Origin of the sequence: Polynucleobacter bastaniensis (assembly GCF_018882205.1) — a bacterium.
GTDB classification, from domain to species: Bacteria; Pseudomonadota; Gammaproteobacteria; order Burkholderiales; family Burkholderiaceae; genus Polynucleobacter; species Polynucleobacter bastaniensis.
The window spans coordinates 39,458-54,198 of the sequence record NZ_JACVOU010000001.1; the positions used below are offsets into that span (position 1 = coordinate 39,458).

General features: G+C 46.0%; 12 protein-coding genes. 8 read left to right on the forward strand and 4 right to left on the reverse strand.

Features of this window, described 5'->3' with window-relative positions; all coding sequences use genetic code 11:
* Positions 1-14: 14 nt before the first annotated feature.
* From glyS to ICN22_RS00225, 3 genes are read left to right on the forward strand one after another with little or no spacing between them, the layout of a single operon-like run.
* Entirely contained in the window at positions 15-2,153 is a 2,139-nt protein-coding gene (glyS, locus tag ICN22_RS00215) for a glycine--tRNA ligase subunit beta (RefSeq protein WP_216168341.1), read from the forward strand.
* Positions 2,150-2,722 carry a D-glycero-beta-D-manno-heptose 1,7-bisphosphate 7-phosphatase gene (gene gmhB / locus ICN22_RS00220; RefSeq protein WP_216168342.1) on the forward strand — a complete coding sequence of 191 codons (573 nt, stop codon included), beginning with the start codon at positions 2,150-2,152 and terminating at the stop codon, positions 2,720-2,722. Before glyS ends, gmhB begins: the two co-directional genes overlap by 4 nt.
* Positions 2,723-2,729: 7 nt before the next feature.
* Entirely contained in the window at positions 2,730-3,464 is a 735-nt protein-coding gene (locus ICN22_RS00225) for a lysophospholipid acyltransferase family protein (RefSeq protein ID WP_216168343.1), read from the forward strand.
* Between the two features lie 10 nt (positions 3,465-3,474).
* On the opposite strand, the gene rsmA is transcribed toward ICN22_RS00225, so the two are convergent.
* From rsmA to ICN22_RS00245, 4 genes are read right to left on the reverse strand one after another with little or no spacing between them, the layout of a single operon-like run.
* Complete coding sequence (gene rsmA, locus ICN22_RS00230) at positions 3,475-4,254, reverse strand: 16S rRNA (adenine(1518)-N(6)/adenine(1519)-N(6))-dimethyltransferase RsmA (RefSeq protein WP_216168344.1); 780 nt, start codon at positions 4,252-4,254, stop codon at positions 3,475-3,477.
* The gene (gene pdxA / locus ICN22_RS00235) at positions 4,251-5,297 is read right to left on the reverse strand and encodes a 4-hydroxythreonine-4-phosphate dehydrogenase PdxA (protein WP_216168345.1); all 1,047 of its coding nucleotides are present in this window, start codon (positions 5,295-5,297) and stop codon (positions 4,251-4,253) included. The genes rsmA and pdxA overlap by 4 nt, the downstream gene beginning before the upstream one ends.
* Entirely contained in the window at positions 5,272-6,720 is a 1,449-nt protein-coding gene (locus ICN22_RS00240; protein WP_216168346.1) for a peptidylprolyl isomerase, read from the reverse strand. Before ICN22_RS00240 ends, pdxA begins: the two co-directional genes overlap by 26 nt.
* Entirely contained in the window at positions 6,717-9,254 is a 2,538-nt protein-coding gene (locus ICN22_RS00245; RefSeq protein ID WP_216168347.1) for an LPS-assembly protein LptD, read from the reverse strand. Before ICN22_RS00245 ends, ICN22_RS00240 begins: the two co-directional genes overlap by 4 nt.
* A 33-nt stretch (positions 9,255-9,287) precedes the next feature.
* Between ICN22_RS00245 and ICN22_RS00250 the strand changes: the two genes are divergently transcribed.
* The 5 genes from ICN22_RS00250 (at position 9,288) to dusB (ending at position 14,738) form a co-directional block, all read left to right on the forward strand.
* Positions 9,288-10,292 (forward strand): aminoglycoside phosphotransferase family protein, encoded by a 1,005-nt coding sequence (locus ICN22_RS00250; protein ID WP_216168348.1) that lies wholly within the window; start codon positions 9,288-9,290, stop codon positions 10,290-10,292.
* A 9-nt stretch (positions 10,293-10,301) separates the two neighbouring features.
* Positions 10,302-11,018 carry an N-acetylmuramate alpha-1-phosphate uridylyltransferase MurU gene (gene murU, locus ICN22_RS00255; protein ID WP_216168349.1) on the forward strand — a complete coding sequence of 239 codons (717 nt, stop codon included), beginning with the start codon at positions 10,302-10,304 and terminating at the stop codon, positions 11,016-11,018.
* Entirely contained in the window at positions 11,011-12,381 is a 1,371-nt protein-coding gene (locus ICN22_RS00260; RefSeq protein WP_439650964.1) for an aminopeptidase P N-terminal domain-containing protein, read from the forward strand. The genes murU and ICN22_RS00260 overlap by 8 nt, the downstream gene beginning before the upstream one ends.
* 31 nt (positions 12,382-12,412) lie before the next feature.
* Positions 12,413-13,570, forward strand: coding sequence for an FAD-dependent monooxygenase (locus ICN22_RS00265; protein WP_216168351.1), 1,158 nt, complete (start codon positions 12,413-12,415; stop codon positions 13,568-13,570).
* 151 nt (positions 13,571-13,721) lie between these two features.
* A complete protein-coding gene (gene dusB / locus ICN22_RS00270) occupies positions 13,722-14,738 on the forward strand; it encodes a tRNA dihydrouridine synthase DusB (protein WP_216168352.1) in 1,017 nt (338 codons plus the stop codon).
* Positions 14,739-14,741 lie beyond the last annotated feature (3 nt).

A 14,741-nucleotide genomic window follows, 5' to 3' on the forward strand; every position in this document is an offset into this window, starting at 1 on the left:
AGCTCGATCCAATTATGAGTACACCGAATTCCGCCCCTCAATCAGACAACCTTCTGATTGAGTTGTTTACCGAAGAGCTTCCACCAAAATCATTGCGCCGCTTAGGCGATGCTTTTAGTGAAGGTATTTATTCAACTCTAAAAGCTGCTGGACTCTTGCGTGAAAACTCTCTTGCGATTGGCTATGCAACACCGCGTCGCCTTGCTGTTCAAATTACTCATGTCTTGAGCCAAGCTCCAGACTATCCAGTACGTGAAAAATTACTCCCAACTAGCATTGCTTTTGATGCTGATGGAAAGCCAACTGCACCACTGCAAAAGAAATTGGCCTCTTTGGGCTATGCAGATATTGACCTCTCCACCTTAGAAAAAGCGGGCGAAGGTAAGAATGAAGCCCTATATCTTAATGTCATCGCCAAAGGTGCGGCATTAGAGCAAACTGCTCAACAAGCCCTCGAGCAAACACTGGGCAAATTACCCATTGCCAAAATGATGCACTATCAAGTGCTACAAAAAAATGGTGAACTAGCAGACGTTGAGTTTGCACGTCCTGCGCACCGCATCATTGCTCTCCATGGCAAACAAACATTGCATATCAGCGCATTAGGCATTGATGCAGCAAACCAAACAGAAGGTCACCGCTTTTTAGCTCCAGGCCTTATTACGATTGCCTCTGCCGATCAGTATGAGTCCGATCTCACTACTAAAGCAAAAGTATTGCCAAGCTTCAATAAGCGCCATGAATTTATCAAATCTGCATTATTAAAAGCTGCTGGTGCTGATTTAGTGTTGATGCCAGATAGCCTGTTAGACGAAGTGACTGCTTTAGTAGAGTGGGCAGCAATCTATGAATGCCACTTTGATCAAGAGTTTTTAGAGGTTCCACAAGAATGCCTGATTCTGACAATGCAGACCAATCAAAAATACTTTGCACTGACTGATCAGCAAGGCAAGTTACGCAATCGCTTCTTAATTGTTTCCAATATCGAGACTGATAAACCAGAAGCGATTATTTCCGGCAATGAACGTGTAGTGCGTCCAAGACTTTCCGATGCACGCTTCTTCTTCCAACAAGATCAAAAACGTCCATTGGCATCTCGTGTAGCCGATCTAGGAAAAGTGGTTTATCACAATCAGCTCGGCAATCAATTGGATCGCACCAAACGTGTTCAAGGTATTGCAGTTGGCATTGCAAAAACTTTATCGGCTGATGAGACGCTTGCTAGCCGTGCTGCTGAAATTGCAAAAACGGATTTGTTAACTGATATGGTTGGTGAGTTCCCCGAGCTCCAGGGCATCATGGGTCGCTACTACGCAGACCATGATGGTGAAAATTCCGAAGTAGCCTCTGCTTGTAGCGAGCATTACATGCCTCGCTTTGCTGGCGATGCATTGCCACAGACTCAAACTGGCACTATCTTAGCGATTGCCGACAAGCTAGAAACTCTCGTTGGCATTTGGGGTGTTGGTCTTGCGCCAACTGGTGATAAAGACCCTTATGCCCTGCGTCGTCATGCTCTCGGAATCTGCCGACTCTTACTTGAAAAGAATCTCGGCCTAAGCCTGCCCGACTTGATTGAGCTGGCTCGCAAACAGTTTTCGCAAAAAGACGTGCAAGAAAAGGCGAAAGCTGAAGATATTTACGCCTTCATTATTGATCGTCTACGTGCTTACTTACGTGACCAAGCGGTTGCTGGTAAACCGTTCACTACCGAAGAAATTGATGCGGTATTAAGTCAATCGCCTGCACAACTGAATGACTTAATAGATCGCTTAGCTGCATTACGTGAATTTAACGCCTTGGCAGAAGCTTCTCAATTAGCTGCTGCCAACAAGCGTATCAGTAATATTCTGAAAAAGAATGCCACCACTATTCCAGGAGCTTGCTCAAGTAAGCTCTTACAAGTTCCTGCCGAAATTGCTCTATACGAAGCGCTTGAGAAACTCACTCCAACACTAACTGCTGCTTATGAGCAACGTCGGTTTGTAGACCTATTAAAGGCATTGGTGGCCTTAAGCAATCCAATCGATCAATTCTTTACTGATGTCATGGTGATGGATCCAATTCCAGAGCTGCGCGATAACCGCCTTGCTCTCCTGCAACAACTTCACCAGAAAATGAATCTGATTGCCGACCTCGGCAAATTAGCATGAGCAACAGCTCCTCTAAGCTCATCATTCTTGATCGTGATGGTGTGATCAATGAGGATCGCGATGATTATGTGAAGTCGAGTGATGAGTGGGTTCCCTTACCGGGTAGTCTTGAGGCTATTGCACTACTGAATCAAGCGGGCTATCAAATCGCTGTAGCAACCAATCAATCGGGTTTAGCACGAGGCTATTTCAATATTAATGATCTGCATGCAATGCATAGCAAGATGGATAAACTGCTCAAACCCTTGGGCGGTCATATCGATAGTATTTTCTTTTGCCCGCATACCGATGCCAATGCATGCAATTGCCGCAAGCCCCTACCGGGGATGATGAAAGAGATAGCGTTGCGCTATAAGAAAAATCAAAGTGCTACACCTTTATTAGGAGTGCCGATTGTGGGTGACTCCTTACGCGACCTGCAAGCAGGGGTTGCTTTGGGTGCTAGTCCGCATTTAGTATTAACCGGGAAGGGCAGTAAAACCTTAGACAAAGGCAGCCTCCCAGAAGGCACGCTGATTCATGCCGATTTGATGGCATTTGCTACTGCGCTCATGCAAGATCAGGTTTAATGCCAATATGACTTTTATTCGCTCAGCCCTATTTACCCTTTTTTTGCTGATATTTACGCCGATCTGGTCGGTGCTTTGCATCCTGTTTTTTCCGTTTCTTAATCCCGAGAATCGCTATCGCTTTATTGGGCTTTGGAATAAAGTCGTCATCTGGATCTTGCAGCCACTCTGCGGCATTCGTTACGAGATTCGTGGCATGGAAAATATGATGGCAGTTTTAGATAAACCTGTTGTCGTACTAAGTAAGCATCAATCCGCATACGAAACTATTTTTTACATTGCCTTACTACCTAAGCAGGTATGCTTTGTCTTCAAAAGAGAGTTGCTCTGGATTCCCTTCTTTGGCTGGGCTTTGGCTTTGCTCAAGATGATTCACATTAATCGCAACAGCAAAGAAACTGCCGCCATCTCCGTTGTTGGTCAAGGGAAAAAACGCTTAAATGAAGGTAAATGGATTTTGTTGTTTCCAGAGGGGACCAGAACGCCTACCGGGTCTCACAAACCCTATAGCAAAGGTGGTGCAAGGCTAGCAAGTGCTACCGAGGCACTAGTGATTCCAATTGCTCACAATGCCGGTCGTTGTTGGCCTAAGAATAGCTTTCTAAAGCAAGCAGGCACAGTGATCTTCTCAATCGGCCCTGCCATTCCCTCTACCGGCAAAACAGGTGGCCAACTTCATCAAGAAGTAGAGAAGTGGATTGAAGCTGAAATGCGGGTGATTGATCCTGCTGCTTACCAGTGAAATCAGGGGCTTAATGGGCTAAAGTTTTAGCCCACTCAATGTAGCGCTCCACCGGAATATCCTGAGCACGCGCTTTTAATTCAGATTCAGATAGAGACAGTCGATCAGCAAAGGCTGATAAGTTCGTACGCAGCATTTTTCTTCTTTGAGAGAATGCTGCGGCTACTACTTTTTCCAAAGCATGCCACTGCGCATCACTCAAGTCGAAATCTCTACGTGGAATCATACGCACTACAGCAGAGTTGACCTTAGGCTGAGGATCAAATGCTTCAGAGGGAACCTCTAAAACTTGCTCCATATCGTAGCGCGCTTGCAGCATCACCGATAGCCGACTGAATTCAGATCCGCCAGCCTTAGAGACCATACGCTCAACTACTTCAGCTTGGAGCATGAATACCTGCTCATCAATTGCATGGGCAGCAGAAACAAGATGAAAGAGTAATGGAGAGGAGATGTTGTAAGGCAAGTTGCCAACCACCTTACACAGACCACTATTGGCTGGGCGTGTATTTGCCCATCCTAGAAAATCAAACTTGAGGGCATCTCCCTCAATCACATTGAGACCCTTGAGATTCTCTTGATTCCAGTAAGCCACTAAATCTCGGTCAATCTCCAAAAGATCTAGGTGTTCTAGGTTACTTAATAAAGGCCTTGTTAATGCGCCAAGGCCAGGGCCAATCTCAATCACGTGCATATTTTCACTGGGATTGATTGCTGCCACTATGGAATAAATGACCCCGGAGTCCTGTAAAAAGTTTTGACCAAATCGTTTACGGGCTTGATGCCTCATGTTGAGGGATTCTTTATGTTCTTTGTGTTCTTTGCGTTCTTTACATTGACCGCTAATTGATAGGCGAGTCGCAAAGCCTCTAACATGCTGCCTGAATCTGCAATATTTTTACCAGCAATGTCTAACGCAGTACCATGATCTACTGAAGTACGAATAATCGGCAGGCCTAGGGTGACATTCACGCCACCACCAAAACTGACAAACTTGAATGGCGCTAGGCCTTGATCGTGATACATCGCAATAAACGCATCCACGCTATCCAAAGCCTTAACATCAAACATCGTATCCCCTGGATAAGGTCCACTTACTTGAATACCCAAATCTTTAGCAGCCTCGACAGCAGGAATAATGACATCAATTTCTTCACGCCCAAGATAACCGGATTCACCCGCATGCGGATTGAGTCCCGCTACCCGAATGATAGGTTTAGTAATGCCAAACTTTGCCCGAAGATCCCGATCGACAATCTGAATGGTTTCCAGAATATGCTGTTGGCTCAGCGTACTAGGAACCTCCCTTAAGGGTAGATGGTTTGTCACCAAGGCTACCCGAAGGTCACAGCGGTTATGTAATCCTAAGAAGCCAACCGGTAATGTCGCGCACAACATCATGACAACATGATCTTGATGGCAAAGCTTTGCTAGGTATTCTGTATGACCGGCAAATAAATCCTCATTTGAAGTATTTCCTTGGTTGATCGTGCTCTTTTGTATTGGCGCAGTCACCATGGCATCAAAACGATCATTAAGACAACCCTTCACTGCAGCATCCAGAATACTCAGAACATATTGTGCGTTGGCAGGATTTAATTGACCTGCAGTTGCTGGAGAAGCTAGCGGAATAGATTCGAGCTTCAAACGATTAGGAAGTTCTTTAGGAACATCAGTGGCTGAAAATAAGCTGTGATCGCCAAGTAAAGTAATCGTGCTTGCAGGCTGCTCTAGCAAGAAGGCTAATGCAGCTGCAATAGAAACCTCTGGACCAACCCCTGCAGGCTCTCCAGAGCTAATAACGAGATTAACGGGGGCTAGCTGCTGGATCATCTGCGTTAATGATCTTTACCGTAGCGGTGTCGCGTAATTCACGTAGCCAATCTTGATAAGCCTGCTCGAACTTACGTTCACGAATAGCTGCACGTGCAAATTGACGTTGCTTCTCTAAAGTCAACTGCGCTTCACGACGCTCGAGCACCTGAATTAAGTGCCAACCAAATTCCGTCTTTACTGGATTGCTAACTTCACCTATTTGTAAGCGATTCATTGCTTGATCAAATTCTGGAACTAAATCACCAGGGCCCATCCAGCCTAAATTACCTCCATTAGCAGCAGACCCATCTTCAGAATATTTTTTAGCTAAGTCACCAAAATCAGCAGTTTTTGCACGAACCTGATCACGGTAACCCGAGAGACGTCTTTCAGCATCTTGGTCTGTCAAGCCCGCACGACTGCGTAACAAAATATGGCGAGACAAAGTCTGCGTCACCATAATATTTTGTGGGGTGGTCGCACTTTCTTGGGGGGCAGCTTGCTGCGGCTCAGGAGCGCCAGCAACTAGCGCTCGACGATCTAAAACCTTCAGAACATGGTAGCCCGCGGGGCTCTTCACTACAGCATTGGCAACTTGTCCACTGCCTGTATTTCTGACAGCCTCATAAAACAGTTGCGGAAGGCGATCTGGGGTACGGTAACCCAAATCTTGAAACTTAATTTTTGGATTATCTTTTGCGGCCATTGCACCTAACTGCAAGAAATCGACATCCCCACGAGCTTCACGTAAAAGGGCTTCCGCCTTCTTCTTTGCCTCAGCCTGAGCACTAGCCCCAGCATTGGCATCTGCAGGAATAAAAATCTGCGCAAGGTCGATCTCTTCTGGTTCACCTTTTGCAGCAGGGATTGAGCGTGCAGGCTTTCCTCCACCAGCCACCTCACGATTGCGGTCAGAAATAAAGTTATCTATCTCCGCATCAGAAATCTTGACCTTACCCTCGACCTCACGCTCTCGGTAACGACTAATAATCACATCATCGCGCAGCATTTGACTATAGCGCTCATAAGTACTGCCAGTAGCGGCAATTTTTACTTTTAACTCAGCCAGTGTTAATTTATTCTTGGCAGCAATATCACCAATAATCTTATCTAGCTCTTTGTTGCTTACTGCAATGCCTTCTTGATCAGCATTTTGTAATTGAATTTTTTCAAGGATGAGGCGCTCAAGTACTGTCTTACGCAACTCGGCAGCATCGGGAAGCTTGCCCCCCTGCTTTTGCAGAGCAGCGATCCGATCATCAATCTCCTTACGCGTCACGTAGCCTGTATTCACAACTGCCGCAACACCATCAATATTTCGAATTTTGCTATCAGCTGAAGTCTTTGAGCTATCTTGTGCAAACGTAAGCTGAGACAGAAAAGCAGCACCAGCCAAAATAATGGCTGCAAGTACTTGGTTAAATCGATTCCTACGCATCATTGATAGTTCTCATAAATTGAAGGTGGTATAGGCTTGGAAGTAGGCATATATCCGGGAACATTAAGCTTCATGATATCAACTGGATTACTACCAGCACTACCAAAGCCCCTAAATTCTATTTGGAATAAAACCTGAGTAGTTGTAATTTGTGAGGTGTTGAGCATCTGTGAGTAAGCGCCGCGTAAAGTCCAGCAGTCACGCGTCCACTCTAAGGCCACCAGCGTATTGAGCGTTTTAGTGGTTAAAGCATCATAACCCCAACGGCCCAAAACAGATACTTCACGCGTAATAGGCCATTGCCCTGAAACATTGTATTGATCAGTAGTGGTTGCTGAGGGGACAAACGCTTGGTTATTCTGAATAGATGCTTGTGTTGGCGGAGTCCAAACATTCCGATAGCCAAAATTCAAACTTCTTCCAGGCGTAGGCCGCCAACTACCACCTACTGTTGTTTGGACTAAGCGATTTAGTTGCGTGTTGTACTGTCCAAATACATCTGTACTAAAGTTGCCAAGCAGGCGAACTGAAGCAGAGCCCAATGTGTCCGAATAGGTTGTAGGGTTTGCAATAGTGCCATTGAGGCCCACCTTCTGCCCCGTAAAGGCTTGACGTTGTGCAAGGGTTACATTGGCTCGTTCTGCGCCGGTATTGGCCTCGATCATGCGACTGGTGATGCCACCCGTTAACTTATTGTTATCTGCAATACGGTCATTACCAACGAAAGTATTTTCACTAAAAATTTGACTGACACCAAAACCGGCATCCGCCGTATCAAACAGAGGAGTTTGAGCCTGGCTCTCAAATGGCGTATAAACGTAAAAAGCTCTTGGCTCCATTGTGAGCAACATATCGCGCCCAAAGAAACCTTTTAATTCAGCCGCATCTCTTTCAAATGCCAAGCCTGAATCCAAACTCAATGTAGGAATAGTGAATCCTTGAGCAGCTGGGGCACCCACAGGGTTGTATGGTGTTACGTTATAGGTGTTTGACTGAAAACTCACTTTTGGAGTGATGTAGTAACCAGGCGTAATCTGGGGAAGGGCTATGGCGCCCTTAATCACCGTTCGATCGGCCTGACTGTAAGCACCCGGAGCAGTTGCCGCCAAGTTACCACCAATGTTATAGGCAAAGCGCGTGAAATCGGTTGAAAAAGTCGTTGCAGGGCCGGTGGGTAAAGTAATGTACTTACCACTTGCATCAACAACTGCTGGTGCTAAACGATTGTTATAAGCAGCAGTGACATTAGGCAAAATATTGTATGGAGCCTGTACCGTCACAGTAGGATCAGGCTGCAAAGTCTGGAAAGTCATTGCCCTGGCCCCCACAGTCCAATTACTTAAGCTTCCCGTTAAGTTTTTAGTAGTGCCGACCTCTTGACGGAACTGGCTAGTAACCGCACCAGCGATACTTTGGGAAAAGTCAGTTGGATACTTACCATCTGAAACTCGGGCCACATTGGCATAGCCTGTCCATGCACCAACGATCGGGATTCCACCCATTCCCACCGATGAGTCGCCACTAAAGTTTTGTCTTTGCTGCCAGTCATAACGCCAACGACTTGTGCCTGTTTTTTTATCGTAAGGCAAGTAATCACCGGCAAGTGCTCCAGAATATTGCTTATCCATAAATCTATACCATGCACCTAATTGTGTGCCACGCTGGTTCATATAACGTGGCAATAAGAGCAGATCTCGATTAGGTGCGATGTTGACGTAATAAGGTAATGTTGTATCCCAGCCATTATTAGAATTGTATCCAGTTACCGGGGACAATATTCCAGAGCGGCGTTGATTGGATGTTGGTGCAGTGAAGTAAGGCGTGTAAGCAATGGGCACATCAAAGAATCGCATGACACCGTGCGTGCCAACCATTTCTTTTTGCTCATTATCAATTTCCAGCGTACTGGCTGTGAAATACCAATCTAAATTTTCTGGAGTACAAGTTGTATAGGTGGCTTTATCAAACACAAATACATCGGTAGTTTGGATCGTCAGTTTTTTTGCATTACCGCTCGCACGGTTATCACGCAGCTCATAGTAAGGAGTTTCCATTTCTCCTTCACGAGCATCCACTCTAAAACGTGCTTTAGGTCCCTTGAAGGATGTGTTGCCTTTTGAAAACTCCGTATTGCCAGACAAATTGGCTACATCAGTATCAGGGTCGTATTTAATTTCGTCTGCTTTAATCACTGCGCCATTACGACGAATTTGTGCACGCCCTTTTAAACGCATTTCGCGATCAACGATTCCATCAATCGAATCGCTAGAGGTAAAGGTTAAAGCTTGACCATCATTAATCGGTTTACCAACTCGTAATTGATCATCTAACTTCAAGACAGTGACATCGCCACGATCGGGGATTAAAACGGAGTTAGCGGAGCTACCTAAAGACTGTGCTGAGGGGGGTAAAGGTGCGGGTGCCTGAGCCTGACTTGCGAGCGCAAATTGCGACAATACAACCCCCATCATTAAACGCAGGGTAATAGATACAAAAAGAGGGGCGCAAAGGCCGGCACGACGGCGATAATGACTCATAGATCCAGACCAGCCTTATTATACGAATCGACCATGACCGACTCTCGCTTAGACACCCTACGTAACTGGCTAAAAGGCCTTGAGCCTCGCTGGCAATTAGATCTAACCACTTTGGCCCCTGCCTCGGCAGATGCCAGCTTTAGGCGGTATTTCCGGATTGCGTCCAAAAACCTAGATTTTCCAACTTTGATCGTGATGGACGCCCCACCCCATCACGAGCCCTTGGGCACTTTTATTGAGGTCGATTTATTACTCGAAAATGCCGGTTTAAATGTTCCGAAAATCTTAGAAAAAAATGTCGCTGAGGGCTTTCTTTTACTCAACGATCTGGGCGCTAAAACTTACCTTGCAGAACTCAATTCGGAGAGTGCCGACGCTCTCTATAAAGACGCAACGTACGCCTTAGTGCAAATGCAATTAGCAAGTAAACCAAATGTGTTACCAAACTATGATGAGGCATTGCTGAAACGTGAGCTAGATTTATTTCCTGAGTGGTATTTAGGAAAACATCTGCATATCGAATTAAGTAAACTTCAGAATTTGCAGATTAAGCAAGCATTTGAAATTATTCTTCAAAATAATCTTGCGCAGGCACAAGTCTATGTTCATCGTGACTACCATTCACGCAATCTGATGGTGACTGAAAAAAATAATCCTGGCGTGATTGACTTTCAAGATGCAGTCTATGGTCCCATCACTTACGACGCATCTTCACTCTGGCGTGACGCTTACATTGCATGGCCTGAAGAACGCGTGATTGATTGGGTCATTAAATTTTGGGAAGAAGGTCGTCAAGTAGGCTTGCCCATGCCAAACGATTTTGGTCAGTTCTATCGTGACTTTGAGTGGATGGGTTTACAACGGCACCTGAAGGTCTTGGGTATTTTTGCAAGACTGTTTCATCGTGATGGCAAAGATGGTTATCTCAAGGATATTCCATTGGTGCTTGAGTATGCGATTGCGACTGCCAATCGTTACATTGAATTAAAGCCCTTGGCACGCATCCTAGAATCGACGCGCACTACTTTGGATGAATAGTCGCTCATCATGAATAAGCCCAATCCTATTCCATGCTTTTTATTGGCAGCAGGTCGAGGCGAGCGCATGCGTCCCTTGACAGATGAACTACCCAAACCGCTCCTCACCATTAAAAATAAATCCTTACTAGCCTGGCATTTGGAGGCGCTCAGTGATGCAGGCATCAAAGATGTAGTAATTAATCACGCTTGGCTTGGTAAGAAGATTGAAGAATCCTTGGGAAATGGCAGTCAATTTGGGCTCAACATTAGCTACTCCCCAGAAACTAGCGCCCTAGAAACGGCGGGCGGTATTCGGAAAGCCTTGCCTTTACTGAAGCCAAGCGATTATTTCCTAGTGATCAATGGGGATGTTTTTAGCCCAAACCTGCCAATTGATAAGCTCTTGGACCTCGCTTCTGAATTACGAAGCATGCCAAATAAACCTCTGGCACACCTTTTAATGGTTCCCAACCCAACTCAACATCCTAAAGGTGACTTTTATATTAAGGGCTCTCAGGTAGCCAATGAACCCCTAGATGGCGCTGAAAAACTTACCTTTTCGGGCATTGGACTCTATCACCGGGATCTTTTTAAGGACCTGGAATTAGACGCGCCTATTAAGCTCGCTCCAATTTTGAGGGAGGCTATGGCTAAAAATAAGGTATCCGGTGAAAAATATACCGGACCGTGGCACGATGTAGGTACACCCCAACGATTACAAGAACTCAATGCAGCAAATGAATAATTCCGCCATTTACCAACAACGTCGAGTTGAGCTCGCAAAACTGATCTGCGCCAAAACTGATGGTGGCATTGCCATCATCACTACAGCGCTCGAGACAGCGCGTAATCGAGATAGTGAGTTTCCCTATCGTCATGACAGTGATTTTTTCTACCTCACTGGCTTTGAAGAGCCAGGTGCAAGCCTCGTACTCAAAATTACTGGATCGACATCACAACCCCAATTGGAGTCACATCTTTTTTGCAGGCCCAAGGATGCAGAGCGTGAAATTTGGGATGGCATTCGTTTAGGACCAGACGCCGCACCAGTAGCCTTGGGAGTGGAGTATGCGCATAGTAATCATGACTTAGATAAAAAACTGGGTGAGTTATTAGCAGATCAAGATGCTGTCTATATTCGCCTTTCAGAAAGCGCCGAAATAGATCGTCGCTTACGCCATTGGATGAAACAAGTGCGAGCGCAGGCGCGTGCTGGCGTGAACCCCCCTTCGGAATTTCATGATGTTGAAAGTTTGATTCATGAGATGCGTCTTTTTAAAGATGCTCATGAGATTGACATCATGCGTCGTGCAGCCGCGATTTCTGCGCGTGCTCACATTCGTGCCATGCAAGCCTGCAAACCTGGTGTGCATGAATATCATCTCGAGGCAGAACTACTTCACGAGTTTCGCTATAGCGGTGCACAAAGTGTTGCGTACAACAGCATCGTTGCTGGTGGCGCCAACTCTTGCATCCTGCATTACCGCGCTGGTAATACTGAGCTGCGTAGCGGAGACCTGTGTCTCATTGATGCGGGTTGCGAGCTTGATAGCTATGCTTCAGATATCACTCGCACCTTCCCGGTGAACGGAAAATTCTCGGGTCCACAACGCGCTCTATATGACATTACGCTTGCATCGCAAGAAGCCGCTATCGCAATGACGAAGCCCGGCAATACATTTATGCAACCCCATGAGGCAGCGCTTAAAGTGCTCACGCAAGGCTTACTAGATGAGAAGCTGCTTAAGCTGGCGGAATTAGGCTCTTTGGATAACGCAATCGAGACTGAAGCCTATCGTCGCTTTTATATGCACCGCACCTCACATTGGTTGGGCATGGATGTGCATGATGTTGGCTCCTATCGCGAACCACTTGACGCAGCAGCAAACGCTTCAGAAAAGCCATGGCGTGTTCTTAAGCCAGGCATGGCACTCACTATCGAGCCAGGCTTATATATTCGTCCTGCTGATGATGTAGATGAAAGCTTTTGGAATATCGGCATCCGCATTGAGGATGATGCCGTAGTGAACGATTCTGGATGTGAATTGATTTCTCGTGGCGCGCCAGTTAAAGCAGATGAAATCGAAGCACTCATGAAAAATAATTAAAGTCTTACCAATACAAAATAAATTAGCAAGCATGTCAGCAGAAAACTTCGATATTGTGATTCAGGGCGGTGGGCCAGTTGGCTTAGCCTGTACAGCATGGTGCTTGCAAAAATTTCCTGAAGCCAATATCGCGCTACTGGATCGCAATTCTGTAGATGACGCTGATTTAGTTAATGCTGATAGCCGAGGAGTTGCCCTATCTCACGGCAGCAAGCTACTGCTAGATACTATCAATGCGTGGTCTACTGAATGTGCTGATATTCATCGGGTGCATGTCTCGCAAGCAGGTCGCTTTGGTCGTGCTCTGATGACCCGCGAAGAGCTTGGTCAAGAGGCTTTAGGCCATATCATTCGTTATCGCGATATACATCTCACTCTGCGTAAAGCCTTAAGAGATATTCAAAAAAATAGTCCCCACTTTATTTGGAAACATATCGACGCCAGTGACGATGCTGAAAACATTCAAGCCAAGTGTGTAGTGCATGCTGAAGGTGGTTTATTTAAAACCCAAGACTGGGTGGAATCCGGCAGAGACTATGAACAATCAGCTTTAGTTGGCTTAGTGGAGGTTGAGAATGCATTGCCCTTCCAAGCATGGGAGCGCTTCACTTCTGAAGGACCTTTGGCTGTTTTACCTAGCCACTATGGGCCCAAGATTCTGAATCTGATTTGGTGTGGAACTCCAAGTTCATCACAGGCACGCCTAGCTTTAAGTGATGCTGATTTTCTGAAAAGCTTGCAAGCTGAGTTTGGCTCACGCATTGGACAATTTCTTAAAATCCAAGATCGCCGACTTTACGAACTAGGACTCAATTACCGCAAAGAAATTACTCAAGGAAATGAAGTTTGGATTGGCAATGCTGCCCAGACCTTGCATCCCGTTGCGGGACAGGGTCTCAATCTTGGATTGAGAGATGCTTATCTCTTGGCTGAAAAACTCAGCATCCTCTTCTCTAAGTCTGAGGATCAGAAAACGCCTATGGCCATTGAAACCACCCTGCAGGAATATGCCCAAAGTCGCAAGCTCGATCGTTCCGCCACCATAGGTCTAACCGACTTCATGGCCAGAATCTTCACCTCCAATCTACTTCCTGTTGTAATTGGTCGTGGATTGGGTTTATCGGCTCTCCAATGGCTTCCTCCCATCAAAACAGCCTTAGCCCGGCAGATGATGTTTGGTAGGCGCTAAGAGGCTGAGATAGCCTCCAAAATACAAGTATTTCCTGCTTGACCTCAGTCATGGAGTGTGCCTAATTTTTAGGCAAATGCTGGCCGATTTGTGCTAAAGTGACACCCTTTCCTCTAGCCATAAAAGCCCTCCGGAACCTAGCCTGAAACACATGAAGATTGGCTCATACCTTCTCGCAAATAAATTGTTTGTTGCCCCAATGGCTGGGGTAACGGATCGTCCATTTCGTCAGCTTTGCAAAAAGCTCGGTGCTGGTTATGCCGTAACTGAAATGATCGCCTCCAACGCTTTGCTTTGGAAGAGCGAAAAAACCCAACGTCGCGCTAACCACCAAGGTGAATTTAAGCCTATCGCAGTCCAAATTGCTGGGGCTGATCCGCAGATGATGGCTGCTGCAGCCAAGCTTAACGTTGATCATGGCGCCCAAATTATTGATATCAATATGGGTTGCCCAGCCAAAAAGGTATGTAATGTTGCGGCTGGTTCCGCACTGCTAAGAGATGAGCCCTTGGTGCAGCAAATTTTAGAAGCAGTAGTTCAGGCTGTAGGGGTGGGTCCTGATGCGGTGCCCGTGACCTTAAAGATTCGAACAGGCTGGGATCGTGAACATAAAAATGCGATTCATATTGCGCGCCTTGCTGAGCAATCTGGCATCTCCATGCTGACAGTTCACGGCCGTACTCGATCTGATCTGTATCACGGCGAAGCTGAATATGAAACTATTACCGCAGTAAAAAATAGTGTTGTCATTCCGGTGGTTGCCAATGGCGACATCACCACTCCAGAAAAAGCAGAATTTGTTTTGAAAGAAACCGGTGCTGATGCCATCATGATTGGTCGCGCTGCTCAGGGACGTCCTTGGATTTTTCGTGAGATTAATCACTTTCTGGAAACAGGCGGAAAATTACCAACGCCGCAGATTAATGAGATTCAAGAGATCATGAATGCCCATCTGATAGATCACTATGAGTTTTATGGTGAATATGTCGGCCTGCGCACAGCGCGTAAACATATCGGTTGGTACTGCAAGGGCTTGCGTGACTCCCATGCCTTCCGCCAAAGAATGAACACTGCCGATGATTGCAAAACCCAATTACAAATGGTGAATGATTTTTTCAATGAAATGAAATCCCATTCAGATAGTTTGTTATTTTTAGAAGCAGCCTAAATT

Excerpts from the sequence above, each read along its gene's own strand:
- glyS (WP_216168341.1), top strand. The coding sequence starts at position 15 with ATGAGTACACCGAATTCCGCCCCTCAATCAGACAACCTTCTGATTGAG.
- gmhB (WP_216168342.1), top strand. The coding sequence starts at position 2,150 with ATGAGCAACAGCTCCTCTAAGCTCATCATTCTTGATCGTGATGGTGTG.
- ICN22_RS00225 (WP_216168343.1), top strand. The coding sequence starts at position 2,730 with ATGACTTTTATTCGCTCAGCCCTATTTACCCTTTTTTTGCTGATATTT.
- rsmA (WP_216168344.1), bottom strand. The coding sequence starts at position 4,254 with ATGAGGCATCAAGCCCGTAAACGATTTGGTCAAAACTTTTTACAGGAC.
- pdxA (WP_216168345.1), bottom strand. The coding sequence starts at position 5,297 with ATGATCCAGCAGCTAGCCCCCGTTAATCTCGTTATTAGCTCTGGAGAG.
- ICN22_RS00240 (WP_216168346.1), bottom strand. The coding sequence starts at position 6,720 with ATGATGCGTAGGAATCGATTTAACCAAGTACTTGCAGCCATTATTTTG.
- ICN22_RS00245 (WP_216168347.1), bottom strand. The coding sequence starts at position 9,254 with ATGAGTCATTATCGCCGTCGTGCCGGCCTTTGCGCCCCTCTTTTTGTA.
- ICN22_RS00250 (WP_216168348.1), top strand. The coding sequence starts at position 9,288 with ATGACCGACTCTCGCTTAGACACCCTACGTAACTGGCTAAAAGGCCTT.
- murU (WP_216168349.1), top strand. The coding sequence starts at position 10,302 with ATGAATAAGCCCAATCCTATTCCATGCTTTTTATTGGCAGCAGGTCGA.
- ICN22_RS00260 (WP_439650964.1), top strand. The coding sequence starts at position 11,011 with ATGAATAATTCCGCCATTTACCAACAACGTCGAGTTGAGCTCGCAAAA.
- ICN22_RS00265 (WP_216168351.1), top strand. The coding sequence starts at position 12,413 with ATGTCAGCAGAAAACTTCGATATTGTGATTCAGGGCGGTGGGCCAGTT.
- dusB (WP_216168352.1), top strand. The coding sequence starts at position 13,722 with ATGAAGATTGGCTCATACCTTCTCGCAAATAAATTGTTTGTTGCCCCA.